At 69.6% G+C, this 25049-nt stretch carries 26 protein-coding genes, 1 other RNA gene and 2 pseudogenes; 19 read left to right on the top strand and 10 right to left on the bottom strand.

Annotated features, from left to right (window positions below):
- Nucleotides 1-954 (bottom strand): ABC transporter ATP-binding protein, encoded by a 954-nt coding sequence (locus ACTWQO_RS33895; protein ID WP_443241203.1) that lies wholly within the window; start codon nt 952-954, stop codon nt 1-3.
- A gap of 277 nt (nt 955-1231) precedes the next feature.
- Here ACTWQO_RS33895 and ACTWQO_RS33900 point away from each other — a divergent pair, with 277 nt between their 5' ends.
- Genes ACTWQO_RS33900 through ACTWQO_RS33910 form a run of 3 tightly spaced genes read left to right on the top strand, consistent with a single transcriptional unit; the run spans nt 1232 to nt 4157 of the window.
- Nucleotides 1232-2110 carry a MaoC/PaaZ C-terminal domain-containing protein gene (locus tag ACTWQO_RS33900; RefSeq protein WP_443241204.1) on the top strand — a complete coding sequence of 293 codons (879 nt, stop codon included), beginning with the start codon at nt 1232-1234 and terminating at the stop codon, nt 2108-2110.
- A 29-nt stretch (nt 2111-2139) separates the two neighbouring features.
- Complete coding sequence (locus tag ACTWQO_RS33905) at nt 2140-3216, top strand: Zn-dependent alcohol dehydrogenase (RefSeq protein ID WP_443241205.1); 1077 nt, start codon at nt 2140-2142, stop codon at nt 3214-3216.
- 11 nt (nt 3217-3227) lie between these two features.
- A complete protein-coding gene (locus ACTWQO_RS33910; protein ID WP_443241206.1) occupies nt 3228-4157 on the top strand; it encodes a 3-oxoacyl-ACP reductase in 930 nt (309 codons plus the stop codon).
- Nucleotides 4158-4219: 62 nt separating this feature from the next.
- Here ACTWQO_RS33910 and ACTWQO_RS33915 read toward each other — a convergent pair whose 3' ends face one another.
- Together ACTWQO_RS33915 and ACTWQO_RS33920 are read right to left on the bottom strand one after the other, a co-directional pair.
- Nucleotides 4220-4375, bottom strand: coding sequence for a hypothetical protein (locus ACTWQO_RS33915; RefSeq protein WP_301979588.1), 156 nt, complete (start codon nt 4373-4375; stop codon nt 4220-4222).
- A 105-nt stretch (nt 4376-4480) separates the two neighbouring features.
- A complete protein-coding gene (locus ACTWQO_RS33920) occupies nt 4481-5650 on the bottom strand; it encodes a hypothetical protein (RefSeq protein WP_443241207.1) in 1170 nt (389 codons plus the stop codon).
- Nucleotides 5651-5849: 199 nt separating this feature from the next.
- On the opposite strand from ACTWQO_RS33920, the gene ACTWQO_RS33925 reads away from it, so the two are divergent.
- Genes ACTWQO_RS33925 through ACTWQO_RS33935 form a run of 3 tightly spaced genes read left to right on the top strand, consistent with a single transcriptional unit; the run spans nt 5850 to nt 8616 of the window.
- The gene (locus ACTWQO_RS33925; RefSeq protein ID WP_443241208.1) at nt 5850-6698 is read left to right on the top strand and encodes a Nif3-like dinuclear metal center hexameric protein; all 849 of its coding nucleotides are present in this window, start codon (nt 5850-5852) and stop codon (nt 6696-6698) included.
- Nucleotides 6695-7438 (top strand): zinc ribbon domain-containing protein, encoded by a 744-nt coding sequence (locus ACTWQO_RS33930; RefSeq protein WP_443241272.1) that lies wholly within the window; start codon nt 6695-6697, stop codon nt 7436-7438. Before ACTWQO_RS33925 ends, ACTWQO_RS33930 begins: the two co-directional genes overlap by 4 nt.
- A gap of 11 nt (nt 7439-7449) precedes the next feature.
- Entirely contained in the window at nt 7450-8616 is a 1167-nt protein-coding gene (locus ACTWQO_RS33935; RefSeq protein WP_443241209.1) for a bifunctional RNase H/acid phosphatase, read from the top strand.
- On the opposite strand, the gene ACTWQO_RS33940 is transcribed toward ACTWQO_RS33935, so the two are convergent.
- Together ACTWQO_RS33940 and yaaA are read right to left on the bottom strand one after the other, a co-directional pair.
- On the bottom strand, nt 8591-9226 hold the full coding sequence (locus ACTWQO_RS33940; protein ID WP_443241210.1) for a bifunctional 4-hydroxy-2-oxoglutarate aldolase/2-dehydro-3-deoxy-phosphogluconate aldolase: 636 nt from the start codon (nt 9224-9226) through the stop codon (nt 8591-8593). The genes ACTWQO_RS33935 and ACTWQO_RS33940 overlap by 26 nt on opposite strands.
- Before the next feature lie 73 nt (nt 9227-9299).
- Entirely contained in the window at nt 9300-10082 is a 783-nt protein-coding gene (gene yaaA, locus ACTWQO_RS33945; RefSeq protein WP_443241211.1) for a peroxide stress protein YaaA, read from the bottom strand.
- 164 nt (nt 10083-10246) lie between these two features.
- Between yaaA and ACTWQO_RS33950 the strand changes: the two genes are divergently transcribed.
- Nucleotides 10247-11668, top strand: a complete 1422-nt coding sequence (locus ACTWQO_RS33950) for an RNB domain-containing ribonuclease (RefSeq protein ID WP_443241212.1) — start codon at nt 10247-10249, stop codon at nt 11666-11668.
- Here the strand turns inward: ACTWQO_RS33950 and ACTWQO_RS33955 are convergent.
- Together ACTWQO_RS33955 and ACTWQO_RS33960 are read right to left on the bottom strand one after the other, a co-directional pair.
- The gene (locus ACTWQO_RS33955; protein WP_443241213.1) at nt 11619-12248 is read right to left on the bottom strand and encodes a hypothetical protein; all 630 of its coding nucleotides are present in this window, start codon (nt 12246-12248) and stop codon (nt 11619-11621) included. The genes ACTWQO_RS33950 and ACTWQO_RS33955 overlap by 50 nt on opposite strands.
- Nucleotides 12245-13018 carry a MerR family transcriptional regulator gene (locus tag ACTWQO_RS33960; protein ID WP_443241214.1) on the bottom strand — a complete coding sequence of 258 codons (774 nt, stop codon included), beginning with the start codon at nt 13016-13018 and terminating at the stop codon, nt 12245-12247. The genes ACTWQO_RS33955 and ACTWQO_RS33960 overlap by 4 nt, the downstream gene beginning before the upstream one ends.
- A 164-nt stretch (nt 13019-13182) precedes the next feature.
- On the opposite strand from ACTWQO_RS33960, the gene ACTWQO_RS33965 reads away from it, so the two are divergent.
- The 12 genes and pseudogenes from ACTWQO_RS33965 (at nt 13183) to ACTWQO_RS34020 (ending at nt 20468) form a co-directional block, all read left to right on the top strand.
- A complete protein-coding gene (locus tag ACTWQO_RS33965) occupies nt 13183-13761 on the top strand; it encodes a Uma2 family endonuclease (RefSeq protein ID WP_443241215.1) in 579 nt (192 codons plus the stop codon).
- Between the two features lie 25 nt (nt 13762-13786).
- A complete protein-coding gene (locus ACTWQO_RS33970; protein WP_443241216.1) occupies nt 13787-14614 on the top strand; it encodes an AraC family transcriptional regulator in 828 nt (275 codons plus the stop codon).
- A gap of 18 nt (nt 14615-14632) precedes the next feature.
- Nucleotides 14633-15415: pseudogene (locus ACTWQO_RS33975) on the top strand (DMT family transporter); the annotation flags it as partial.
- A 142-nt stretch (nt 15416-15557) separates the two neighbouring features.
- Nucleotides 15558-15970, top strand: an RNA gene (gene rnpB / locus ACTWQO_RS33980) — RNase P RNA component class A.
- A 116-nt stretch (nt 15971-16086) separates the two neighbouring features.
- Entirely contained in the window at nt 16087-16545 is a 459-nt protein-coding gene (locus ACTWQO_RS33985; RefSeq protein ID WP_443241217.1) for a hypothetical protein, read from the top strand.
- Nucleotides 16546-16596: 51 nt separating this feature from the next.
- Nucleotides 16597-16812, top strand: a complete 216-nt coding sequence (locus ACTWQO_RS33990) for a hypothetical protein (protein ID WP_443241218.1) — start codon at nt 16597-16599, stop codon at nt 16810-16812.
- 233 nt (nt 16813-17045) lie between these two features.
- Nucleotides 17046-17519 carry a hypothetical protein gene (locus ACTWQO_RS33995; protein WP_443241219.1) on the top strand — a complete coding sequence of 158 codons (474 nt, stop codon included), beginning with the start codon at nt 17046-17048 and terminating at the stop codon, nt 17517-17519.
- 407 nt (nt 17520-17926) lie between these two features.
- Nucleotides 17927-18160, top strand: coding sequence for a type II toxin-antitoxin system VapB family antitoxin (locus ACTWQO_RS34000; RefSeq protein ID WP_443241220.1), 234 nt, complete (start codon nt 17927-17929; stop codon nt 18158-18160).
- The gene (locus tag ACTWQO_RS34005) at nt 18157-18564 is read left to right on the top strand and encodes a PIN domain nuclease (protein WP_443241221.1); all 408 of its coding nucleotides are present in this window, start codon (nt 18157-18159) and stop codon (nt 18562-18564) included. Before ACTWQO_RS34000 ends, ACTWQO_RS34005 begins: the two co-directional genes overlap by 4 nt.
- Before the next feature lie 312 nt (nt 18565-18876).
- Nucleotides 18877-19009 (top strand): annotated as a pseudogene (locus ACTWQO_RS34010) (tat (twin-arginine translocation) pathway signal sequence domain-containing protein); the annotation flags it as partial.
- A gap of 355 nt (nt 19010-19364) precedes the next feature.
- Nucleotides 19365-19541 (top strand): hypothetical protein, encoded by a 177-nt coding sequence (locus ACTWQO_RS34015; protein ID WP_443241222.1) that lies wholly within the window; start codon nt 19365-19367, stop codon nt 19539-19541.
- A 462-nt stretch (nt 19542-20003) separates the two neighbouring features.
- Entirely contained in the window at nt 20004-20468 is a 465-nt protein-coding gene (locus tag ACTWQO_RS34020) for an ATP-binding protein (protein WP_443241223.1), read from the top strand.
- Nucleotides 20469-20630: 162 nt separating this feature from the next.
- On the opposite strand, the gene ACTWQO_RS34025 is transcribed toward ACTWQO_RS34020, so the two are convergent.
- The 3 genes from ACTWQO_RS34025 to ACTWQO_RS34035 all read right to left on the bottom strand — a co-directional run bounded on the left by ACTWQO_RS34025 (nt 20631) and on the right by ACTWQO_RS34035 (nt 24844).
- Nucleotides 20631-22523 carry a DNA/RNA helicase domain-containing protein gene (locus ACTWQO_RS34025; RefSeq protein ID WP_443241224.1) on the bottom strand — a complete coding sequence of 631 codons (1893 nt, stop codon included), beginning with the start codon at nt 22521-22523 and terminating at the stop codon, nt 20631-20633.
- A gap of 431 nt (nt 22524-22954) precedes the next feature.
- Nucleotides 22955-23452 (bottom strand): NUDIX domain-containing protein, encoded by a 498-nt coding sequence (locus ACTWQO_RS34030; protein ID WP_443241225.1) that lies wholly within the window; start codon nt 23450-23452, stop codon nt 22955-22957.
- Nucleotides 23453-23488: 36 nt separating this feature from the next.
- Nucleotides 23489-24844, bottom strand: a complete 1356-nt coding sequence (locus ACTWQO_RS34035) for a tetratricopeptide repeat protein (protein ID WP_443241226.1) — start codon at nt 24842-24844, stop codon at nt 23489-23491.
- Nucleotides 24845-25049 lie beyond the last annotated feature (205 nt).

Raw genomic sequence — 25049 nt, forward strand, 5'->3', positions numbered from 1 at the left:
TCACACCGCCTCCGCGACACGCGAGGTCGAGGTCGACGCCGACGCCGAGGACGAGTTCGAGGTCAGCGTCAGGAACGCGTCCTCCAGCGACGCCGGCGCCACCTCCAGCCGACGGACCGCGCCCAGCGCCGCCAGCGCGACGACCGTCGCGTCCGAGTCGTCGGTGCGCAGCCGCGCCCGGCCCCCGCGCACCTCCACCGACCGCACCCCGGGCAGCGATTCCAGATCCACGCCGGACGGCACATCCATCGCCACGACACTGCCGCCGACCGCCCGTTTCAATTGCTCGCCCGAGCCGTCCGCGACGATCCGGCCGTGGTCGACGACGAGGATCCGGTCGGCATACGCGTCCGCTTCCGCCAGGTGGTGCGTGGAGAACAGGACGGTGTGGCCGCGGCGCGCATACGCCCGTATCGAGCGCCAGAAGGACTGGCGGGCCTCCACGTCCAGGGCGGCCGTGGGCTCGTCCAGCACGATGAGGGAAGGGTTTCCGGCGAGCGCGACGGCGAAGCGCACCCGCTGTGTCTGGCCGCCGGAGAGCCGGTCCACGCGTCGCTCCGCCAACTCGGCGAGCCCGGCCAGCTCCAGGGCCTGGTCGACGGGGAGCGGGGCGGGGTAGCGGCCGGCCACGAAGGAGACCAGCTCGCGCACGGTGACCCGGGGCACCGCCCGCGCCTCCTGGAGCAACGCCCCCACCCTGCCCGCCCGCACCGACCGCTCCGGAGGCCCGCCGAAGAGTTTCACCGTGCCCTCGTCGGGCTCGTTCAGGCCGAGCAGCAGCGATATCGCCGTCGACTTGCCCGCGCCGTTGCGGCCGAGCAGCGCGACCGTCTCACCGTGCGCGATCTCCAGGTCGAGACCGTCGACGGCCCGTACCGCGCCGAAGGTCTTGACCGCTCCCGTGAAGGACACGGCCGCCCCCGTGAAGACCCCGGCATGTTCTGTCTGCGTCATGACCTCGACGCTACGGACGCGCGACACCGGCAGGGCAGATGCGCTTGTACGGACTCCGACGGGACAAATGTCACGGGCCCCAATCAGCTCAGCTGGCCCCCCACGCGTCTGACACCCTGTCAGGAGTCTTCACAACTTCGGAGCCCTGGGCTATACAGAGGGCGCCGGACTGGAACGCGTTCTAGGTCGGCCAGTGAACGACCTCGGTGCGGCCGACGGTGCGGACGGCCGCGCCGAGGTTCTCTGCCCGGGAGAGTCGTCAGGAGTCCTGAGCCCTATGCCCATCGACGCAGCCAAGGCGCTCGCCGCCGAACCCCGTTCCGGCGAGATCGCCTGGGACCACAAGGATGTGCAGCTGTACCACCTGGGGGTGGGCGCCGGCGCCAATCCTGACAAGGAGAACCCCGCCACCGACCCCGACGAACTGCGCTACACCCTGGAATCCCGGCTGCATGTCCTGCCGAGCTTCGCCACCGTCGCGGGCAGCGGCTCGCCCGGCGTGATCAGCAGCCTGTCCATGCCCGGCGTCGAGGTCGACCTGGCCCGTGTCCTGCACGGCGGCCAGTCCCTGACCCTCCACCGCCCGATCCCGGTCAAGGGCACCGCCACCGCCACCGGCCGGATCGCCGCCGTCTACGACAAGGGCAAGGCCGCCGTCCTCGTCATGCGCACCGAAGTCACCGACGCCGAGGGCCCGTTGTGGACCAACGACGCGCAGATCTTCGTACGGGGAGAAGGCGGGTGGGGCGGCGACCGCGGTCCGTCCGCGCGCCTCGAACCGCCCGCCGGTGAGCCGGACAAGGTCGTCGAGCGGCCGATCCGCGAGGACCAGGCCCTCCTCTACCGCCTCTCCGGCGACTGGAACCCGCTGCACGCCGACCCGGAGTTCGCCAAGGTCGCCGGGTTCGAGCGGCCCATCCTGCACGGCCTGTGCACCTACGGCATGACGCTCAAGGCGGTCGTCGACACACTGCTCGGCGGCGACACCGCACGCGTGCGGTCGTATGACACACGGTTCGCCGGGGTCGTCTACCCGGGCGAGACCTTGCGCATCCGTATGTGGCGCCAGGGGGCAGAGGCCGTCCGGGTCGCCGTGAGCGCGGTCGAGCGGGACGACGCGTCCGTCCTCGCCGACACCATCGTCCAGCACTCGTGAGCCAACAGCCTTCCGAGGGGAGCCGCACCATGCGCGCAGCCGTACTGCACGAGATCGGCCAGGACAAACTCGATGTCCTCGACGACGTCGAGGCGGTGGGCTTCGGCCCCGGACGGGTCAGGGTCCGGGTGCGGGCCACGGGGCTGTGCCACTCGGACCTGTCCGCGATGAACGGCGTACTGCCCCAGCCCGCGCCCTTCGTGCCCGGGCACGAAGGTGCCGGGGAGATCCTCGAAGTCGGGGAGGGCGTAAGGAATGTGAAGCCCGGGGACCGGGTCGTCGTCTGCTGGCTGCCCGCCTGCGGCGCCTGCCCCGCATGCAAGCGCGGGCAGACCGAGCTGTGCCTGGCCGGGTTCATGAACGCGGGCACCCCCAACTTCAAGCGCCCCGGCGGCGACGTGTTCGGCTTCGCGGGCACCGGAACCTTCACCGAGGAGGTCGTGGTCGACGCGGGCTGCGCGGTGCCGATCCCCGACGACGTGCCCTTCGACATCGCGGCGCTGATCGGCTGCGGGGTCACCACCGGGCTCGGAGCGGCGCTCAACACCGCCGACGTGGAGGCGGGTTCGTCGGTCGCGGTCATCGGCTGCGGCGGCGTCGGCATCTCCGCCATCCAGGGCGCACGCCTCAAGGGCGCCGCCGAGATCGTCGCCGTGGACCCGGTCGCCTCGCGCCGCGAGTCCGCGCTCAAGTTCGGCGCCACGAAGGCCGTTTCGCCGGACGAACTGCCCGACGCCAAGCAGAACGTCACCGCCGGCGAGGGCTTCGACTACGTCTTCGAGGTCGTCGGCAAGGCCGCCACCGCGCGCACCGCCTACGAGAACACCCGTCGCGGCGGCACCCTCGTCGTCGTCGGCGCGGGCGCCATGGACGACTTCCTCCAGCTCAACATGTTCGAGCTGTTCTTCGACGAGAAGCGCATCCTGCCGTCCATGTACGGCGGCGGCGACGTCCTGCGCTCCTACGAGCGGACGATCTCCCTCTGGCGGGCCGGCCGGATCGACCTGGAGGGACTGATCACGCACCGCGTCCCCTTCGCCGACATCAACGAGGCCCTGGACCAGATGCGGACGGGCACGGCACTGCGTACCTGCATCGAGATCTGACGGGAGTGTTCGTGTCGCTGCCACTGGAGGGCCTGTCCGCGATCGTCACCGGCGCCGGACGCGGCCTGGGCCGGGCCGAGGCGCTGGAGCTGGCCCGGCTCGGCGCCGCCGTCGTCGTCAACGACTACGGGCAACCCGGCCGGGACGGCTCGGGCACTGCCTCCGCCGGGCCCGCCGAGGAGGTCGCCGCCGAGATCCGCGCGGCGGGCGGCAAAGCCATCGTCCACACAGGGGACGTCGCCGACTTCCAACAGGCCGGTGCGCTGGTCGACTTGGCCGTCGCCGAGTTCGGCAAGCTGGACATCCTCGTCAACAACGCGGGCATCCTGCGCGACCGTATGGTCTTCTCCATGACCGAGGACGAGTGGGACTCGGTGATGCGGGTCCACCTCAAGGGCCACTTCAACACCATCCGCTTCGCCTCCGCGCACTGGCGCGAGCGCTCCAAGGCGGCGGGCGCGCCGGTGTACGGGCGGATCGTGAACACCTCCTCCGAGGCCTTCCTCGCCGGCTCCGCAGGACAGCCCAACTACGCGGCCGCGAAAGGCGGAATCGTCGGCCTCACCACCTCCACGGCCCTCGCCCTGGCCAAGTACGGCGTGACGGCCAACGCGATCTGCCCGCGCGCCCGCACCCGGATGACGGAGGACGTCTTCCCTGACGTGTCCGACGGCGGTCTCGACCCCCTCGCCCCCGAACACGTCGCCCCCCTCGTCGGCTACCTGGCCTCCCCGGCCGCCGCCCGCGTCAACGGCCAGCTGCTCGTCGTCCACGGCGGCATGGTCGCGATCGTCGAACGGCCGCGTGTCCAGGCCCAGTTCGACAGCAAGCAGGAGACCTTCACGTACGACGAGCTGGACGCCGTACTCACGCAGCACTACGCGGACACGAAGGGCGAGACCTTCGCGGCGGCGGAAGTGCTCGGTCTCAAGCGCCAGTAGCACCCGTTGTACGACAACGGCCCCGCCCGTCCACTGGACGAGCGGGGCCGATCGACCTACCGTCAGGCAGCCGTCTCGGTCTGCTGCTCCACCGGCTTGCGATGACGACCGCGCGGGGCCGCCTCACCCTCGTGGGACGAGACCGGACCCCGGTGCTTGCCGCGACCGGCGGACTCCTGGGTCTGGGCGGGCTGCTGGGTCGTAGTGGCGTCACTCATCGGAAGAAATTCACCCCGTCAACATGATCCTTCTTACAGCCGGGCGAGTGTAACCAGCACACCACGCACCGAATCCAGCCGCACACGCCAACCGCCACTACTTCGTTACCTGGTCGCCATACGATCGTGCAGAGGGGCCTCCTGCAAGGGCACGGGACGCGGGGTGACGGGCTCCGGCGGAGCGTTGTCCTCCGGCTCAACTCCCGGTCCCGGCACGGGTTCAGGCACCGCTTCAGCCTCCGCCTCCGGTCCCGCCCCCGCCTCCACCCGAGCCACCCCACACGCCACCACCCCCGACGAATACGGCAGTTGCAGCACGCCGTCCCGCGTGAACACCCCCGCCCCCGCCAACCACCCCTCGGGCCCCGGAAGATGACGTACCCGACGCTCGCTCGGCCGCCACAGACCCAGCCAGCTGCTCACCGGACCGTCGACGCGGAGCGCCACCGCACAGCTCTCCGGCATCAGCATCTGCCCCGGCTGGACGGCGAACGGCGTGACCGTGCAGTCCGCGACCCGCAGGCTCTCCGGGAACCGCACCGGAAGGGTGCTGCCGAGCACTCCCCAGCCCAGCCGGGCCTGCCCCGGTGAGGGCGCGTCGGAGCTGATCAGCAGCAGTCCGCTGTCGGGGTCGGCGAGCAGGAGCCGGTCGTCGCTGTCCGCGGCGATCTGCAGCAGCGGCGACACCTCGCCGCCGCGATCGAGGTCGACGACGACGGTCTTGGTCCGCCCGCCGACCTCCCGGTCGAGGGCCAGTATCCGCTCCGTACGGTCCAGCCACACCCCGCCCGAGCAGCGTCCGGGGATCTCGGCGAGCTGCTCGGGCCCGAAGGCGCCGCCCGCCACCAGCCACACCGCGCTGGAGCGCCGGCCCACGGCGAGGGCGTACGCCTTGTCGCCGCCCGGCGCGGGTGGCAGCAGCCGCAGCCGGGAGCCGGGGTCCGGGCACTCGACCGCGCCCAGCGGCAGCTCACCGGTGCCGGGCCCGGTCGGGTAGAGCAGCGCGAAGACATGGCGTCCGTCCGTGAGGCGCCGGATCAGGACCCGGCCGTCGCTCATCGGCTGCACCTCGGTGCCGGGCTCCTCGGGCTGGTTGCCGGGCAGCGGCACGGCGTACGGCTCGGGGCCGTCCAGGGTCCAGCGCTCCGGGAACAGGGAGTCGCCGTCCGCGGCGAGGCGTGCGGCGTAGCAGCCGTCCACGGTGATCGCGCACCCCGGCGGCGGGGTCGGGTCGTCCTCGTTCTCCGCGGTGGGTTCGATCGCACAGGCCGTCATCGGTCGATCACCTCCGGCGACGAAGCTAGTTTTCGCACGCACAGACGGGGGACCGCCGGGCACCCGCTTCACACATAAGGATGGCCACGATTCGATTCGCCTGAGGAAACGGGGGCGGATGTGCTGGGCGGGGCGGCGCCCGATGGTGGGGCCCCGGCGCAGGTTCAGCGGCACAGAACCTCCAGGTAGCCTTTAGTCCGTGCCCCGTCTGTCTGAAGTCATCGCCGCGCTGGAGAACCTGTGGCCCGCCGAGCGGGCCGAGTCCTGGGACGCGGTCGGCACCGTCGTGGGCGACCCCGGCCAGGAGGTCGCAAGGGTCCTCTTCGCCGTCGACCCGGTCCAGGAGATCGTCGACGAGGCGGTGAAGCTGGACGCCGACCTGCTGGTCACCCACCACCCGCTCTACCTGCGCGGTACGACGACGGTCGCGGCGTCCCACTTCAAGGGCCGCGTGGTGCACACCCTCATCAAGAACGACATCGCGCTGCACGTCGCCCACACCAACGCCGACACCGCCGACCCGGGTGTGAGCGATGCCCTCGCCGGGGCGCTGGACCTGCGGGTCGTACGACCGCTGGTGCCGGACCCCTCCGACCCGTCCGGGCGTCGGGGCCTGGGCCGGATCTGCGAGCTGGACCACCCGCTGCCCCTGCGCGAGTTCGCTGTGCGGGCCGCCGAACGCCTGCCCGCCACCGCGCAGGGCATCCGCGTCGCCGGCGACCCCGAGGCGGTCGTACGGACGATCGCGGTCAGCGGCGGCTCCGGCGACGGCCTCTTCGACGACGTACGCGCGTCCGGTGTCGACGCCTTCCTCACCGCGGACCTCCGCCACCACCCGGCGGCAGAATTTATGGAGGCTCGCGCCCACAGTCCTCTCGCGCTGCTCGACGCAGCGCACTGGGCCACCGAGTGGCCCTGGTGCGAGCTGGCAGCAGCCCAGCTCGACGAGATCTCCGACCGGAATGGCTGGGACCTGCGCGTCCATGTGTCCAAGACGGTCACCGACCCGTGGACCATCCACTCCCCGTCAATTGGAGCCCCCAACTGAACGCCGCGCCCGCCGACCAGATCCGACTCCTCGACGTCCAGGACCTCGACGTCCGCCTCCAGCAGCTCGCCCACAAGCGGAAGTCGCTCCCCGAGCACGCCGAGATCGAGTCGCTGACCAAGGACCTCACCCAGCTGCGCGACCTGCTCGTGGCCTCGCAGACCGAGGAGAGCGACTGCGCCCGCGAGCAGATCAAGGCCGAGCAGGACGTCGACCAGGTGCGCCAGCGCGCCGGCCGCGACCAGCAGCGCCTCGACTCCGGCGCCGTCACCTCACCCAAGGACCTGGAGAACCTCCAGCGCGAGATCGCCTCCCTCGCCAAGCGGCAGGGCGACCTCGAGGACATCGTCCTGGAGGTCATGGAGCGCCGCGAATCCGCACAGGAGCGGGTCGGCGAGCTGACCGAGCGGGTCTCCTCCGTCCAGTCGAAGATCGACGACGCGACGACCCGCCGGGACGCCGCGTTCGAGTCGCTGGACGGCGATATCGCCTCGGCGACCAAGGAGCGCGAGGTCATCGCCGGGTCCGTCCCCGCCGATCTGCTGAAGCTCTACGAGAAGCTGCGCGAGCAGCAGGGCGGCGTCGGCGCGGCCAAGCTCTACCAGCGCACCTGCCAGGGCTGCCGCCAGGAGCTGTCCATCACCGACATCAACGAGATCCGCGCCGCCGCGCCGGACACCGTGGTGCGGTGCGAGAACTGCCGGCGCATTCTGGTGCGTACGTCCGAGTCGGGCCTCTAGGAGCCTTTCCGGTGCGGGAGTTCATCGTCGAGGCCGACGGCGGGTCACGGGGCAACCCGGGGCCCGCGGGCTACGGAGCCGTGGTGACCGACGCGGCGACGGGGGAGACGCTGGCGGAGGCGTCCGAGTACCTCGGCATCGCGACGAACAACGTCGCCGAGTACCGGGGGCTGCTGGCGGGCCTGCGCGCCGCCCACGCCCTCGACCCGGCCGCCACGGTCCACGTCCGGATGGACTCCAAGCTCGTCGTCGAGCAGATGTCGGGCCGCTGGAAGATCAAGCACCCTGACATGAAGCCGCTGGCCGCGAAGGCGGCGGCGGTGTTCGGGGTGGGGCAGGTGACGTACGAATGGATTCCGCGGGAGCTGAACAGACGGGCGGACCGGTTGGCGAACGAGGCGATGGACACCGGTAGTTCTGCCAGTTCCCTGCGCCGCGGAGCGGCGAAGGCTGATGCCGAGGGGCCGGGCGGCGGAGCTGCGAAGGATGACGCCGACGTCCGCGCCGCGCGGAACGTGGCGACGCCGGCTGTCGGGTGGGGCGGCGCCGACCTCGGTGCGCCCGCCACGTTCGTACTGCTGAGGCACGGCGAAACGCCCCTGACGCCGCAGAAGCGTTTCTCGGGGCGTGGCGGTACCGACCCGTCGTTGTCCGACGTCGGCAGGGAGCAGGCCGAACGCGTGGCGGCCGCTCTCGCCCGGCGCGGGACGATCCAGACCATCCTCGCGTCCCCCCTCGCCCGTACCCGCGAGACCGCCGGGATCGTCGCCGCCCGTCTGGGCCTGGACGTCGGCATCGAGGACGGGCTGATCGAGACGGACTTCGGCGCCTGGGAGGGCCTCACCTTCGCCGAGGTGCAGGAGCGTTACCCCGACGACCTGAACGCCTGGCTCGCCTCCCCGGACGCCGAACCGACCGGCGGCGGCGAGAGCTTCGCGGCGACGGCGACGCGGATCGCGGCCACGAGGGACAAGCTGGTGGCGGCGTACGCGGGCCACACGGTGCTGCTGGTCACCCACGTCACACCGATCAAGACGCTCGTACGACTCGCCCTCGGCGCCCCGCCCGAGTCCCTGTTCCGCATGGAACTCTCGGCGGCCTCACTGTCGGCGGTGGCGTACTACGCGGACGGCAACGCGAGCGTACGGCTCCTCAACGACACGTCGCACCTGCGCTGAGCGCCGCCGCCTCGCGGGCCAGCGACTCGATCCGCCCCCAGTCCCGCGCGGCCACCGCATCCTCCGGCAGCATCCAAGTCCCGCCCACACAGCCGACGTTGGGCAGCGCCAGATACTCGGGAGCCGACGCGAGCCCGATCCCGCCGGTCGGGCAGAACCGCGCCTGAGGCAAGGGCCCGGCGAGCGACTTCAGATAGGCCGTACCGCCCGCCGCCTGCGCCGGGAAGAACTTCATCTCCGTCACGCCCCGCTCCAGCAGCGCCACGACCTCCGACGTCGTCGACACCCCCGGCAGGAACGGCACCCCGGACGCCCGCATCGCCTCCAGCAGTACGTCCGTCCAGCCCGGGCTCACCAGAAACCGCGCCCCGGCGGATACGGACTCGTTCACCTGCTCCGGCGTGATGACCGTGCCGGCCCCGACCACCGCGTCCGGCACCTCCCCGGCGATCGCCCGGATCGCGTCCAGCGCGACCGGCGTCCGCAGCGTCACCTCGATCGCGGGCAGCCCACCCGCGACCAGCGCCCGAGCGAGCGGAACGGCGTCGGCGGCGTCCTGTACGACGACCACGGGGATGACGGGGGCGAGATCAAGGAGGGAGGCGCTCATGCTGAGTATCGTGCCGGTGGCGTGCATCATGCGCAAAGAGCGTTGCGCATATTGCAACGATCAAGATCGATGCTCAGTGGATCTCGTCCACCAGCACATCCAGCGCCCACGCCGTCCCCGCCTTCACCGGCGGCTCCGCCTCCACCACATACCCGAGGTCCCGCAGGGCCTCCACCAGCTCAGCCGGCCCCTTCGGCGCCACCCCGCCCGCCAGCAGACTCCGTACGATCCGCCCCTTGGTCGCCTTGTTGAAGTGGCTGACCACCTTCCGCGTAGGCGCATGCAGCACCCGCACGGTCGCCGTCCGCCCGGCCACCTCACCCTTCGGCTTCCAGGCGGCGGCATACGCGGAGGACCGCAGATCCAGCACCAGCCCGCCCCCGGCGGCCTCGGGCAGAACGTCGGCCATCGGCGCCCGCCAATGCGCGCCCAGCGCCCCGAGCCCCGGCAGCTTCACACCCATCGAGCAGCGGTACGAGGGAATCCGGTCCGTCACCCGCACGGCACCCCACAACCCCGAGAAGACCAGCAGAGAGCGCCCCGCCCGCCGCTTCGCCGCCGTATCGAGGGAGGCCAGGTCCAGAGCGTCGTACAACACACCGGTATAGATCTCCCCGGCGGACCGCGCCCCCGCCGACCGCAACTCCGTGTTCTTGGCGACCTCGCCCCGCAGCCCCTCACTCAGCCCGAGCACCTCGCGCGCCTTCTCCTCGTCGCCCGCGCACAGCTCGACGAGTTCGCCGAGGACGGCCTCGCGGGCCTGCGTCAGCCCGGGCAGCGACAGCGACTCCAGCTTGAGCGGGGCGCCACGGCCGGACGAGGCCTTGCCTTCGGAAGGCGGCAGCAGGACGAGCACGGGTTCTCCTTCTGTTTCGGGCTTCGCGACAGCGTACGGCGTACTTCGGCGGGGCTCCGCAACGGCGTAGGGCGTACTTCGGTAGGGCTCCGCAACGGCGTACGGCGTACTTCGGCCGGGCTCCGCACCGGCGTACGGGCCGAATTGTGCCTAGGCTCATGGGTATGCCCCGCCGCCACATCCGCGTGACCGGCGCCCCCGAAGCCCCCCTCCGGGCCGCCCTCACCGCGCTGCGTACCGAACTAGGCGTCTCCGAGAGCTTCCCGCCCGAAGCCGTCCCGGCCACCCCCGCCGTGCCGGAGCACGACGCCACCGACATCCCCCTCTTCACCATCGACCCACCCACCTCCACCGACCTGGACCAGGCGATGCACCTCTCCCGCCAGGGCACCGGCTACCGCGTCCGGTACGCCATCGCCGACGTCGCCGCCTTCGTCGTACCCGGGTCACCACTGGACCTGGAGACCCACCGCCGGGTGACCACCCTGTACTTCCCGGACGGGAAGATCCCCCTGCACCCGGTGCTGCTGAGCGAGGGAGCGGCAAGCCTGCTCCCGGACCAGCCCCGCCCGGCAGCCCTGTGGACCATCGACCTCGACGCGGACGGCCGCACGCTCGCCGTCGACGTCCGCCGGGCCCTGGTCCGCAGCCGCGCGAAGCTGGACTACGCGGGCGTACAGCGGCAGATCGACTCCGGTGCGGCCGAGGAACCGCTCGCGCTGCTCAAGGAGATCGGGGAGGCGAGGGAACGCCTGGAGATCGAACGCGGCGGCATCTCGCTCAACGTGCCCGAGCAGGAGATCGTCGAGCACGACCACACCTACGAGCTGAACTACCGCGCCCCCCTCCCCGCCGACGGCTGGAACGCCCAGATCTCCCTGCTGACGGGGATGGCGGCCGCGGATCTGATGCTGAGCGCCGGCACCGGCGTACTCCTCACCCTGCCCGCCGCCCCCGACGGCGCGGTCGGCCGCCTACGCCGTACCGCACACGCCCTGCACATCGACTGGCCGCACCACGTCTCGTACGCGGCCCTGATCCGCTCCCTCGACCCGCACCGCCCGCACCACGCGGCGTTCCTGCTGGAGTGCACGACCTTGCTGCGCGGCGCGGGCTACACGGTCTTCCGGAACGGGCTCCTGCCGGACATCACGACGCACTCCGCCGTAGCAGCGCCTTACGCCCACTGCACGGCCCCCCTCCGCCGCCTCGCCGACCGCTACGCCACCGAGATCTGCCTGGCGACGGTTTCCGGAGATGCTGTTCCCGACTGGGTACTCGCCGCCCTCGACACCCTTCCCAAGGAGATGGCCGACGGCACGCGTAGGGCGGGCCAGGTGGAGCGCGCCTGCGTGGACATCGTGGAGGCGGCGCTGCTCAAGGACCGGGTGGGGGAGGTCTTCGACGGGTGCGTGGTGGACGTGGAGGAACGCCGTCCGACGGTGGGGAAGGTCCAGTTGGACTCCCCGGCGGTCGTAGCCCCCATCGAGAGCGACGCCGAGCCCCTGCCCCTCGGCGAACGCCTCCGCGTCCGGCTCACCCAAGCGGATCCGGTTGCGGCGAGGGTGCGTTTCGCGCCTGCGTGATCGCTTCCTTGGTTGCTCGTACGAGGCGGTCGGCGTCGTCGGCGTGCAGCCGGACGAGTTGGATCCTCCGTTGCCGCCCGAAGAAGGTGAAGTGGGTGACGGGCTCGGTGAGTTCGAGCGTGACATCGGTCTGCGAGCCCACGGGGATGTCGAGTTCACCGTCGGTGCGCTGGTGCGTGGTCCGCAACTCCCGTCGTATGGAGGCTATGTGGGTGACGGGGATGCGCAGATCGACGTGGGCGGCGTAACGGACGCGGAGTGAGCCGTCGTTGAGCACGTGGGGCCGTGCGACCGAGGCGGCGTGCAGGCCGACGATGATGACGACGCCGTACACATCCAGGACGAGCACGATCCGCTCGACGGTCGGCCAGTGACGGAGCAGGACGGACATCGTGAGCGTCTCGATCACGCACACGAAGGCGAACCCGAACATCATCGCGCCCTGCCCGCGCGCGTAGCCGAAGGCCTGCCCGCCGCCGCCCGTCCCGTGCCGCCGCCTGGTGATCCACAGCACCAGGCTGACGAGCAGCCGCAGCTCGTGCCGGAGGAGGGCGTGAGCGATCCGCGTGGTCATCCTCATGACCGCCCCGCCTCTTCCCCGGTTTCCCCGGTCACGATCCGCAGCGCGCGCCGGATCGCCTCGGCCTGCGCGGGGGCGAAGTCGGCGTAGAAGGCGCGCAGGAAGCTGTCGTCGTGGTCGATGTCGACGTCGTCAGGGACCAGCTCGCGGGGGATGCAGTCGGCGAGGGCGCGGGCGGCCTCGTCCACGCGGGGGTCATCGGTGGGGGCGTCGGCCAGGGCGTCGAGGAGGGCATAGACCGCGAGGGCCTGTTCGACACCGCCGGGTGTGGCCAGGGCGCTGCCGAGCAGACCCATCAGCCGCTCCCGTTCCTCCGGGTGGGCCGTGGTCTCGATGAGCGCGAGCATCTCGCGGTCCTTGGCGGCCATGGGAGATTCGTCGGGGTGGGCCATCTCGGCGAACAGCGTGGCGAGTTCGGGCGAGACGGGCCCTTCGGCGGGCAGCTCCTCCTCGGAGTCGAGGAGGGCACGGAGCCGTGCCCGCCGCTCCCGGATGGCTGCTTCCTGCCGGGCCAGGTCCTCGTCCAGCTCGGTGAGCACCTCCGCGAGATCGCGGCCGGCGTCGTCCGCGAGGACGTCCCGTACCTCCGTGAGTCCGAGCCCCAGCTCGGTCAGCCGCCGGATACGGGCGAGTACGACGGCGTGGCGCAGGGTGTAGTTCCGGTAGCCGTTCGACAGCCGCGCGGGCTCCGGCAGCAGGCCGAGGTGGTGGTAGTGCCGCACGGTGCGCGTGGTGACGCCGACGGCTGTGGCGAGTTCTCCGATCCGCATGGGATCAGTAGAGACGTTGACGTTGCGGCAGGGTCAAGCGCGGGCCCGTGGTGCCTGACGCCGGTCGTGATCGTGTGCCACGATCGAGGGAACGGATCCCGATCTCACGTACAGGTGATCAGCCGATGTCCCAGTCTGGCGAGCGACCGAAGGAGGGGCGTGACATGACTGCCGTGGCTCATGAGCCCACCACGCCGGCTGAGGGACTGCTGGAGATCTTTATGTCCCTCGACACCCCGGAAGGCTTCCGGGCTGAACTGATCGAGGGGGAGATCGTTGTGACGCCGCCGCCGGACGGGGAGCACGAGAAGTACATCAGCCGGATCGTGCGGCAGGTAATCAAGCACTCTCGGACCGACATGGATCTCTCCGGGAACAAGGGCCTGAGACTGAAGAGCGGGGGAGCCTGCCCGAAGAACCATGCGATCCCGGACGTCACGTTCGCGCCAGTCGAATCCGACCTCTTCGGGGGCGCTGACTCCTGGATGCCTTGCGAGGGCGTCGCCATGGTGCTGGAGGTGACTTCCACCAAACCGCAGACCGACCGCGAGGCCAAACGCCGCTGCTACGCCCGCGGTGGCATCCCGCTCTATCTGCTGGCCGACCGCGAAACCTCCCAGGTCACGCTGTTCAGCGACCCGAGGCAGGACGACTACCGAGAGCACTGCACCCGCCCCTTCGGTAAACCGCTCACCCTCCCCGAGCCCTTCGCCTTCGAACTGGACACGACGGACTTCATCTGATCCCCTCGGGCTGAGGGGGTGCAGGGTGAGTACACGGGAACAGGCCCGCTGGACCAGGGCCCGGCTCGGCCGGTGCGGCCCACCGCTCGATCTGCTGACCGCCCGCTTCGACCGGCACGTCTACGCCTCGCACACGCACGAGGAGTTCAGCATCGGCATCTGCGTCGGCGGCTCCGAGGTCATCGACTACCGGGGCGACCACCTCCGCCCCGGCCCGGGCTCCATCGTCGTACTCGCCCCTGGCGAGATGCACACCGGCCGCCCCGCCGCCTCCGACGGCTACGCCTACCGCGCCCTGTACCCCGAGCCTGCTCTGCTGGGCGACGGCATCGTGGGAAGCCTCCCGCACTTCCGCGAGCCCCTCCTCGACGACCCCGAACTCGCCACCGCCCTCTGCCGCGCCCACACCGAACTCAGCGCGTGCCCCGACCCGTTGGAGGCCGAGTCCCGCCTCCCGTGGCTGCTCACGGCGCTGGCCCGCCGCCACTCGACGGCCCGAGCAGCGAACGACGTCGTGCCCGGCGCCGCGCACATCGCCCACGTCGTACGCGACCGGCTCGCCGACGAACTCCTGCAGCCACCCTCCCTCTCCGAGCTCGCCGCCGACCTGGGGCTGTCCCGCTACCAACTCCTCCGGGCCTTCCGTACGACGATGGGGATACCGCCGTACGCCTGGCTGGCCCAGCACCGGGTCGGCCGGGCCCGCGGACTGCTGGACTCCGGACTGCGGCCGGCCGAGGTCGCGGGGATGGTGGGCTTCGCCGACCAGGCACACCTCACCCGCTGGTTCCGCCGGGTGCTGGGAGTGACGCCGGCGGCGTACCGCAACAGCGTTCAAGACGGGCGTCGCTGATCCCGTGATCATGGCCGCATGACTGCACGCGGCTGGTTCTTGTTCTCCCTGATGGGAGTGGTCTGGGGCATCCCCTACCTGCTGATCAAGGTAGCGGTTGACGCTCCGCTGTCCCCGTCGATGGTGGTGTTCACGCGCTGCGCGCTAGGCGCTGCCCTGCTCCTGCCCTTCGCGATACGCCAGGGCGGCCTGCCCGGCACGATAAGGACGCACTGGCGCCCGATGCTGGCCTTCGCGTGCATCGAGATCATCGGCCCCTGGTGGACCCTGACCGACGCCGAACGCCACCTGTCCAGCTCCACGGCGGGCCTGCTGATCGCCGGAGTCCCGATAGTGGGAGTGGCCCTGGCCCGCTTCTTCGGCGACACGGAGAGGCTGGGGATACGGCGTGCGACGGGCCTGGCACTGGGCTTGGCCGGCGTCGGAGTCCTCACGGTCCCGCACCTGACCGGCGGCGACGCCCGCTCCCTCGCCGAGGTGCTGGTAACGGTGATCGGCTACGCGACCGCCCCTCTGATCGCCGCGCGCTACCTGAAGGACATCCCGACCCTCCAGCTCATCGCCCCTTGCCTGGCCCTCGCGGCCCTGGTCTACGCGCCCGCGGCGGCGGTGACCAGGCCGTCCGAGATGCCCTCGGCCTCGGTCCTATCCGCACTGGCCGCCCTGGGTGCCGTGTGCACCGCGGTCGCCTTCGTGGCCTTCCTGGAGCTGATCAAGGAGGTGGGCCCGACCAGGGCGACGGTCTTCACGTACGTCAACCCGGCGGTCGCGGTGGCAGCGGGCGCGATCTTCCTGGACGAGCCGCTGACGGCAGGCATCGTCGCGGCCTTCACCCTGATCCTGGCGGGCTCGGTGCTGGCGACGTCGGCGGCGGGATCGAGGAGGGGACCGCGGAAGGGATCGAGGAAGGACCCAGGCCCGGTAGCATGGTCGACACGGCAGACGAGCCGGGCGGACGGCCGCGTGGAGGTCCCTATGGACCTCCCCGAGGAACGTCCGGGCTCCACAGGGCAGGGTGGTGGCTAACGGCCACCCGGGGTGACCCGCGGGACAGTGCCACAGAAAGCAAACCGCCGGGGACCTCGGTCCTCGGTAAGGGTGAAACGGTGGTGTAAGAGACCACCAGCGCCTGAGGCGACTCAGGCGGCTAGGTAAACCCCACCCGGAGCAAGGTCAAGAGGAGCCGCCCCTTCGAAAGAAGGGCGACTCTGCGCGGACGTTCGAGGGCTGCCCGCCCGAGTCCGCGGGTAGACCGCACGAGGCCGGCGGCAACGCCGGTCCTAGATGGATGGCCGTCGCCCCGACGACCGCGAGGTCCCGGGGGCACAGAACCCGGCGTACAGCCCGACTCGTCTGCCTTTTCGGCTCTGACCTGGCCTTATGGCCTCGGGGGTGGCGCCATTTTCTATCTCGAGGAAGTCTTCTGGCATCTTACGTAGATTCCATCTACGTAAGATGCAATCTACGTTTCCGTGCTGGTCGCGGGTGAGCTGTCGCTCCTCGGGGAGTTTCCCGATGCCTCGCTTTCGCGGGCGGTGCTGGAGGCGGTGGGCAGCGGCGAGCGGACCTTCGCCGCCATCGCCGCCCAGGCCGGCGGGACGGGAGCGTTGCCGTCGGGCACGCTGTCTCCGTTGCTGAACACCCTGCAGACCAAGCGGGTCCTGGCGGCCGACCTGCCACTGTCCGGGAAGGCCGACACCAAGAACAAGCGCTACCGCATCGCCGATCCATACCTGCGGTTCTGGCTGGCCTTCCTGCAGCGTGGGATCCCGCTCATCGAACGCAGTCGCGGCGATCTGGCCCTGGAGCGCATCGAGCGCTCATGGACGACCTGGCGGGGACGCGCCGTCGAGCCAGTCGTTCGAGAGTCACTCCTCCGGCTGCTGCCCGACGAGCACTGGCCTGACACAGAGGCGGTCGGCGGCTGGTGAAACCGGCAGAACAACCCCGAGGTCGACCTGATCGGCGCGGATCGCGAAACCGTGGCCGGCGCGGTGCACTTCGTCGGCTCCATCAAGTGGCTGGAGTCCCAGCCTTTCGGCAGACGTGAATACGACACTCTCGTCCGGGACGTGCTGGCCGTACCCGGCGCCGGCCCGGACACCCCGCTGGTCGCAGTGTCCCGCAGCGGCGTCACCGGGGATCTTCCCCTTGCGGCCCACTGGGGACCTGAAGACCTGGTACGGGTTTGGCAGTAGCCCGGGGCGCGGCACCGGCCGGCGTTCGTACTTCAGGGGGCGGTATGCGGAAGGCATCTCGTGAGCGGCTGGTTTCCATCGACGGGCACTCGACGCCGGAATTCGGTATCGGTCGAGGCGCATCGCGGAGCGGGCGCGCGCAGTGCGCTGTACGCCACAATTGCGCCGCCCAAGGTGGTGCGGGACTTCGACGAACGCCTATACGGCGTCTACCTGTTGGGAGGGAGCACGGGATGCGGGTGGGGATCACCGGTCATCGAGGGCTCACAGAAGATGTGGAGCGACGGGTGCGAGCGATGCTGGATGAGGCTGTAGGCGCCTACGAAGCCGACAGTTTGACGGCCGTCTCGTGCATCGCGGACGGTCCCGACGCCTGGTTTGCCGAAGCCGTGCTCAAGCACGGGGGATACCTGGAGGTGGTGATTCCGGCCGCGCAGTACCGCGAGGGGCTGCCGGAGTGGCATCACCCGACGTACGACGCCCTGAAGTCCCGCGCGGTCAACGTTCACGAGGCGGGCCTGATCCGGTCCGATTCGGCCGCGCACATGACTGGCTCCGAAATCCTCGTCGGTCTGGTGGATGAGCTGTTGGCCGTGTGGGACGGTCGGCCCGCGCGTGGATACGGCGGAACGGCGGACGTCGTGGCCTACGCCCAGCGGATGGGTGTACCGGTACGGGTGCTGTGGCCGGAGGGCGCCACCCGGTGACCGCCGACCGTAACGGAACGCTGGGCCGGCCCGTGTCCGCAGCCGCGAGTGCGAGACCTCCGGGACCGAACCCGGCGTATAGCCCAACTCGTCTGCCAGCATAGCTCTGACCTGGGTTTTTGTCCCGACTGCGGCCTTATTTGCGTTCGGGCACATCCTGCTTCTACCTGCGAGTTCCCGGGAGTTCCCACGTAGGCGTGCACGCGTTGTGCGCTGGGACAGCGTCCTGGGTGGCGGGTTAGCTCTTCGGGACAGGGCCACGCCGTTTGACGTCTACTGGGCAACGGCCTGTACAGGTGCCTGCCCGGTCTTGCCTCGCAGCCTCCGGCGGCTGGGCTTGGCGATGGCATACACCAATGTTGGCGGTGTATCTTGATTGCATACATCGTGGATGCTGGAGGTGCTCGATGTCCGTCACACAGATTGATCTCGATGACGAGGCGCTCGCCGAAGCCATGCGACTGATGGGTGTCACGACGAAGAAAGAGACGGTCAACGCGGCCCTGCGGGACTACGTGGCCCGGATCAAGCGCCTCGAGGCGGCCGAGAAGCTGGCCGCACGCGGTGCGCGTGGTGAGTTCGAGCAGGCCGCGGCGGCGCATGACGCGAGCAAGCGTGCCCGACGCGAGGCCTTCGAGTGATCACATACCTGCTCGACACCTCCGCCCTGTGGTATCTGTTCCGCACGCCTGGAGCATTGGCGCCCTGGGAGGGGCACATCGCCGCCGGGGTGTTTCACCTCTGCGAGCCGACACGCGCCGAATTTCTCTACTCGGCAACCGGCCCGTCCCACCGGGATGAGCTCGCGGAGGAGTTGGACGCACTCTGCCTGCTCTCTCCCGTTCCAAAGAACGCCTGGCGTTGGGTCGATACCGCCCAGTACAAGCTGACTCAGCAGGGCCAGCACCGTGCGGCAGGAGTGATCGACTTGTTGGTGTGTGCGACCGCGGTCCACCACGGGCACACCGTCCTCCACGTGGACAACGACTACGCGACGGTGGCGGGAGTGCTCAAGGAACTTCAGCAACGAGACGTACGAGCCTGATCTTCAGGGCCGGTCCACGTTGTCGGCCTGTTGACCTCTCGCTGATTGAGGCCCAAGTCGCTGTCCCAGAACTGTGAACCTGGTCGGTTCTCTGAGTGCAGCCGTCGCACCGTCCAGATCCGCGAGCCGTGCGCCAAGGGGGGTCTCCGCGAGCCGGGTTGGCAGTGCGGCGCTGGACTTGAGGCCGTTCAGCGCACGCGCGCCCACTACAGGAAGGCGCAGTTGATCGGCGGCCCCCGAAGTGACCTCCCCCATTCAACGGGCGTCACGTCCTCGCGAAGTCCGATGCACGTGTCTGTGGGCATTTGGAGCCAACTCGCCTGCGAAGCCGACCCACACGGCCACGCCGTCTGGATGATGCGCGCCTTTGTTACCAGGTCCTCAGCCTCAAGCAGCCCCAAACTGCGTCGACCTCGTCGAAGGCGCTGTCACCCGCGGTCTCGGCAGCCGCCTCACGGCCGCAAAACCAGGTATCTGACCTGGGAGAACGCTAGAAAACGGCTACAGTAACCGTGACGACAAGGCTAGTTGGTTCGTCACATGGGCATGCAGGCAGAGAGGATCCGATGGGCAGCAAGCGAGGTGTCGCGCGTCGCCGCAGTTCGTGGCCCCCGGAGGCGGCGTTGGACAAGCCGGAGCCCCTTGGAGATCAGTCACTCTTCAGCCACTCCGTGATCAGCCCTCTCAGGTACCCGCGCGCCAAGCGCCAACTGGTGCCTGTCATCGAAGGTCTCATTGCCGCCAACATTCCCCCGCCCCGTCTGGTGGTGGAACCCTTTTGCGGAGGAGCAACGGCGACCTTGAGGCTGCTCGGCGCGGGAGTGGCCGAGCACGGCATCCTGGCAGACGTCGACCCGCTGGTTGCTGCCTTCTGGAAGACAGCCGCCTTCGACTCGGCGTGGCTGATCTCGTCCATGCGTGAGCTGACGATCACGGTCGAGGGAATGGGACCGTTGGCGTGCGACCAACCCGCGTAGTCGGCGGGATCGTGCCCTGAAATGCCTGTTTTTGAATCGCACGACCTTCTCGGGCATCCTCCATGGTCGGGCCGGACCCATCGGCGGGCGTGCTCAAGCATCGAAGTATAAGATTGACTGCCGATTCGGCCTGGAGGGGCTAACACGAAGGATCAACGGTGTGGCCGAGTTGGCTTCGGCAGGGCGTCTGCTGGATGTCTGGCAGGCTGACTGGCGTACTGCCCTCCAGAGGGTCTCCGAGCGCTTCGGGTTCCTTGAAGATCACGAAGTGGTGATCTACTTGGACCCGCCGTACGTAGATAAGGCCCCGTGGCTGTACGAGTGGTCCTTTGACAGCGACGAACACAGTGCCCTGGCCTCAATTCTGCTGAAGGACACGAAGTATCGCTGGCTTTTGTCTTACGACGACCATGGGGCGGTACGTAACCTGTGTGCACGCGGCATGGACGCCGGCCAGGCCCCGTGCGGGGAGCGGAGAGACCCGCCTTCACTCAGCGCTCCGGCTTCTACTTCCGCACCCGGCCCCACGGCTTCGCCGCTCATGTGTGTGCCTCGCCCCAGAACCTGTGTGCCGTACGGCAATTGGCCCGCGCCGAACTGCTGGCTCAGGGCATCGAGGACGAAGCCGTGGACTCCGCGCAACTCGTCCTATCAGAACTTGTCGGCAACTCGGCGCGTGCCTACGGCGATTACGTACCGATCGTGGTGGAGGTGTACGTGACGGCGTATGGCGTCGCGTTGAACGTCCATGCCCCGGACCCAGGGGCGCTGCCGAGGCGCCGGGCTACGCCGCTCGACAGTGCGGAGGCCGAAGCCGGGCGAGGGCTGGGCCTGGTCGACCTGCTGGCGCCGGGATGGCACGTGCGGAGGTCGACGATTGGGAAGCAGGTGCATTGCCGTGTGCCCGCTGAACCAGGGTGGAACTGATGGCCCCTCGCGTTCGGGGCGTAGAGCTGCGTTGTTCGGAAGTGCGCCGCTCTCATGAGGACGGCATCGACACCGCACGACGTCCCGCGCGGCGGGCGGCGACGCAACTCCCGGGCTCCACCGCCCGTTGGCACAGGATGGCCACCTCTCGCACACGCGGAACTACACGAGCGCCGACATCTCGGCCCGAGACGCCGGATGGATGAGCGATCGCAGCTTCTCGCGGGTCTCCGCGTCCGTCGAGTAGAGGATCGTGCCGACCATTCCCCGCGTCAGTAGCACCTTGTACGTGTTGCGGATGAGGTGGTCGACGTCGTCGTCCGGCGTCGCCTTGGTAAAAGACGGGTCCTTCGAAGCCGAGCGGTCCACGAGCCAACGGTCCGTTCGCCAGACCATGTCGGGGCCGATGATCACGCCCGACCAGTCGTACTCGAAGCCCTGTGCCGTGTAGACGCAGCCGACCTGGCCGAATCCGGCCGGGTCGGTAGCCCAGAGGGGTGCGGGTGGTGCGCCGAGCGCGGATCGGTCGCCGTACAGGTTCCAGGGGCGGGACCATTGGCCGATCACGACGTCTTCGGGGAGTGTTGTCATGTCGGGCGTGATCTTCGTGGTCCATTTCCAGCAGTAGCCGGCCGACATGCGGGCGCCGTAGCCCTCTTCCCGCCGCGCGACGAGGAAGTCCTCCAGCTCCTGCGGGGCTTCGGCGGTCAGTAGTTGCAGCTTGCCGTCGGGCTCCCACTGGCTGGGTGTGCCGCCGTCCAGGCCGAGCAGGTCGATGACCCACTTCTCGTACGCGTCGCTGCCGCCGCACCGGAACTGGCCGTCCAGTTCCACCACCGTGCAGTTGAGGCCCTGTGCGGCGGCGGCCTGTTCGATCTCCTGCCTGGTCCCCATCTCGCCGGGCCGAACTACCTGGTGCTGGTCGAGCAGGAACACGGGGACCCGGGCCGCGTCGATCAGTTCCGCCACCTGGGGCCGTCCGGTACGCAGCGCCGCCTTGGTGTAGCGGTTGGCCGAGGTTCTCCGCAGCCGGTGGGCCTCGTCGCAGATCAGCACGTCGAGGTCGTTGGGCTCGGCGTCCATGAAGCTGTTGAAGTACTTGAACAGCTGCTGCACTTCACGTTTCTTATGCCCCGCGACCCTGCGCATCGTCTTGGTGAACGACTGCGACCCGGTCGCGTGCAGCGCGGGCACTCCGCGGCGATACAGTTCGCCCAGGACCGACAGCGCGATCACGCTCTTGCCGGATCCGGGACCGCCGGTCACCACGATCACCTGCTTGTGGTTGCCGCGCTTGGCCTTGCGGACGGCGGACATCACCTTCTCGTACGCGACCCGCTGCTCGGCGATGAGCACGAACTGTTCGCGGTCGCGGATCTCGGCTGCAGCGACGGACATCAGCTGTTTCGACGGCCGTACCTTGGCGTCGAGCAGTACGTCGGCCACGTGTGCGCCAGGCTTCGCGGCGAGCCGCGAGCGCAGGAAGTCTAGGAAGGCGCCGCGCTGTTCCCCGGTGTACATCCGGCCGTACTGGTTCTCCTCGACGCTCCTCAGCCCTGCGATCTGGAATTCGGTCGCGTTGTGCAGAAATGCCACGCCGGCCAGCGAGTTGGGCATCCGCTCCAACGCCCCGTTGAACGACAGCAGATACTCGCAGTAGCCCCGTACCTGCTCGATCGGGTTGAGCACGGGCTGCGCGTACGTGTCGACGCGGCACAGCAGGGGCTCGTCCTCCTCCGGGTAGGCCGCGCTCCACTGCTTGAGTTCGACGACGACGTACGACGGCTGGCCGGTGGTCGGGTGCACACCGGCGAGCAGGGCGTCCGCGCGCTTGCTGGTGAGGGGCAGGCTGTACTCGACGAGGACCTCCACGTCGTCGAGCCCAGCCTCGATGAGCGCGTTGACGAGGGCGGGGAGGCTGCGCTCCCAGGACCGCACCTCCGCCTGTGCGGGGCTCCGGCCGTGCTGGTGACGGAAGTTCTCGGTCAGATGCAGCGCCAGCGATCCTTCGAGGAGGCGAGCGGCTACGGACGCCGCGGACTCACGGAACAGCAAGAAAAAGCCCCCAGGCAGCACGAAGAAGACTCGTGCGGGTGGGGGCATGTCCTTCGAGGTCCGCCGGGTAGGCGGATCAGGAAGCCCGTCGGGCCGCTGAGATGGTGCTCGCCATCCTAGGTGAGCGAGTCGATCAAGTGGAGGGGACGGGGGAGGGACACAGCTCGTGCTGGACAAGTGGGCCGACTCGACGAAGATCGACGAAGAAGCCGAATTCATCACCGACAGGCACGACGAGACCGAGCGACAGCGCGTCGAGTGGGCACGGGCTTCCTGGCAGGAAGACCCTCAGCCCGTGCCGAAACCCATACGGAGGGCTGCACAGGGGGCGCAAGGCAGGGGGCACGGTCACCTGGGCGGGCCCCATTCCGTGGGTCAATGCATTAGGTCTCACGCTGCACGGCTGCTGCGTGAAGCGTTGGCCGCCTCTCTCACCAACCGTCGAGCGAGACCTGGGGCCCGTCGGTGAGGTAGCGATGGAGGGCACTGGCGGTTGTATCCACGAACTCCTCTGGGATGGAGTGGGTGGCGACCCAGCAGACCTGGGCGTGCTTCCGCGGTTCCCTGTTCTCGGGTTCGCCAGTCCATTCGTGGGCAGCGAAGACAACGGTGAGGAAGCCGTTGGGCGCCTCGACGCCCCAGGCGCCGTGAATGATGTGGGCGACCTTCAGGGACTCCGGCTTCACAGTGAGGCCAGTCTCCTCGTACAGCTCGCGTACGGCGGTTTCGGTGATGGGCTCGCCGGGTTCGCTCTTGCCGACGGGGAGGTCCCACATGCCCTGGGCGAACTTGGCGTTCTGGCTGCGCTGGAGGAGGACGACGCGGTTGGTGGCTCGGTCGTGGACGATGACGGCGGCGACCAGCAGGGTCATGGATTCGAGGGCGGGCTTGAGGGCTTTGGGCTGGTCGTCGGTTGTCCGCTGAGCCACGGCTGGTGTCCCTTCGTCGGCCGATTCGTAGGCAGCTTAGGCCAGTGCTTCGCGTGCGCGGCGGGAGAGTTCGGCGGCGCCAGGCACTTTGCGGCGTTGGTAGACGGAGAGGGTTGAGCGGAGCGATGTGATGGCCTTGCGGGTGCGGTCGGAGGTCATGCCTTCCATGAGGATCAGGGCCTGGGACCAAGCGGCGACGGCCTCGTCAGCGCGCGCTTGGACGGCGAGGCTGTCGCCGAGGTCGGCGTAGGTGAGGGCGTGGACGCGCTTGTACTTCTCGGGGTCCCAGCGGATAAGGGCATCGCGGTGCTGTTGCTCAGTGCCGACGTGGTCGGCCAGGTCGGTCAACGTGCGGGCGGTATGGCTGGCCACGGTGCCGGCGGCGGGGCCGCTGACCCGGGAGTAACTGGGCCCAGGGCCGTCGTCGCGAAGAAGGGCGTCCTCGGCGGCGATCAGGGCGCGGGCTGCCGCGGGCTTCTCGCCGGTGGCAGCGTAGGCGCGGGCGTGAGTGATGTGGAGCAGGGCCTCAGTCTGGCCATCGACATGGCCTAGACCGCGGGTCAGGGCCCCTTCAACGAGGTCAACGCAGTGGTGGGGCTGTTTGAGGCTGAGGGCCTGGTGGGCGAGGGCGCGCATCATCCAGGCGGCGTGGCCGTGGGGGTCGGCTTCGCAGGCGAGTTGGTAGCCGACTTGGTAGTAGCGCTGGGCGGCGCCTTCCTGGCCGAGGTCGTGGTGCTTCCAGCCTGCCAGGTAGGCGAGTTCGGCCACGGCGCCGAAGGCAGCCTGCCGTAAGGCTTCGCTCGGGAAGCGGCCCCTGAGCATGGGTGCTGCGGTGTCGGCGAGGTACGCGGTGACGGTGGTCAGGCCGTGGCCGCCGCCGAGGCGTTCGTCGGCGGCGCTGAAAGCTGCGGTGATCTGGCGTACGACGTCCACGTCTTCTGTCCCGACTACGGACGCGCCGGTGCGGGCCCGAAGCATGCGGGCGGTGGCCTCGTGGTCGTGGGTGAGCGGCATGGCGACGCCTGCCGTGGTGAAGGCGGCCACCGCGAGGAAGCGGCGGCGCTCGACGTCAGCGCGGCCCAGGTCGGTGGCGGCCAGGACGGGATCCCGTTGCTCCGGCCCTTCGGCGTCTGGTGCGCGCAGGCCGATCTCGGTCTGGGTGATGGTGCGGCCTGTCCGGCGGGACAGGGCTTCGGCGAGGTATTGGCCGGTCCGTCCGGTGGGTTGGCGGGTGCCGTTCACCCAGTGGGAGACGGCCGACTTGTTGGTCTGCAGGATCTCGCCGTTCTCGGCGGAGATGCGCCGGATGTCCTTCGCCAGGGCCTCGTACGTGCAGCCGATCGCGTCGATGACCTCGCGCAGGCGGGAGTTGGGCTCTCTCGACGCTGCCACGCTCGCCTCCCGCCCCGGGGCTGTAAACCGCGTATACCGCTTCAACTGCCTCTCACCGTACCCACTGTGCGTGACGGCGCGTTCACTAAACATCAGCCGCCCGGCACGGTTCAACACCGTGACTAAGCTCCCCGCTTCGGCCGGACGGCGCCCCAAGTTCCGTACGCCCACACCGAGTTCGGGCATTGCTGTGTCCGAACCCGGC

It is taken from the genome of Streptomyces sp. 4N124, assembly GCF_052245395.1.
Taxonomy (GTDB): Bacteria; Actinomycetota; Actinomycetes; order Streptomycetales; family Streptomycetaceae; genus Streptomyces.

Excerpts from the sequence above, each read along its gene's own strand:
- ACTWQO_RS33895 (WP_443241203.1), bottom strand. The coding sequence starts at position 954 with ATGACGCAGACAGAACATGCCGGGGTCTTCACGGGGGCGGCCGTGTCC.
- ACTWQO_RS33900 (WP_443241204.1), top strand. The coding sequence starts at position 1,232 with ATGCCCATCGACGCAGCCAAGGCGCTCGCCGCCGAACCCCGTTCCGGC.
- ACTWQO_RS33905 (WP_443241205.1), top strand. The coding sequence starts at position 2,140 with ATGCGCGCAGCCGTACTGCACGAGATCGGCCAGGACAAACTCGATGTC.
- ACTWQO_RS33915 (WP_301979588.1), bottom strand. The coding sequence starts at position 4,375 with ATGAGTGACGCCACTACGACCCAGCAGCCCGCCCAGACCCAGGAGTCC.
- ACTWQO_RS33920 (WP_443241207.1), bottom strand. The coding sequence starts at position 5,650 with ATGACGGCCTGTGCGATCGAACCCACCGCGGAGAACGAGGACGACCCG.
- ACTWQO_RS33940 (WP_443241210.1), bottom strand. The coding sequence starts at position 9,226 with ATGAGCGCCTCCCTCCTTGATCTCGCCCCCGTCATCCCCGTGGTCGTC.
- ACTWQO_RS33950 (WP_443241212.1), top strand. The coding sequence starts at position 10,247 with ATGCCCCGCCGCCACATCCGCGTGACCGGCGCCCCCGAAGCCCCCCTC.
- ACTWQO_RS33955 (WP_443241213.1), bottom strand. The coding sequence starts at position 12,248 with ATGAGGATGACCACGCGGATCGCTCACGCCCTCCTCCGGCACGAGCTG.
- ACTWQO_RS33960 (WP_443241214.1), bottom strand. The coding sequence starts at position 13,018 with ATGCGGATCGGAGAACTCGCCACAGCCGTCGGCGTCACCACGCGCACC.
- ACTWQO_RS33965 (WP_443241215.1), top strand. The coding sequence starts at position 13,183 with ATGACTGCCGTGGCTCATGAGCCCACCACGCCGGCTGAGGGACTGCTG.
- ACTWQO_RS33995 (WP_443241219.1), top strand. The coding sequence starts at position 17,046 with ATGCGGGTGGGGATCACCGGTCATCGAGGGCTCACAGAAGATGTGGAG.
- ACTWQO_RS34000 (WP_443241220.1), top strand. The coding sequence starts at position 17,927 with ATGTCCGTCACACAGATTGATCTCGATGACGAGGCGCTCGCCGAAGCC.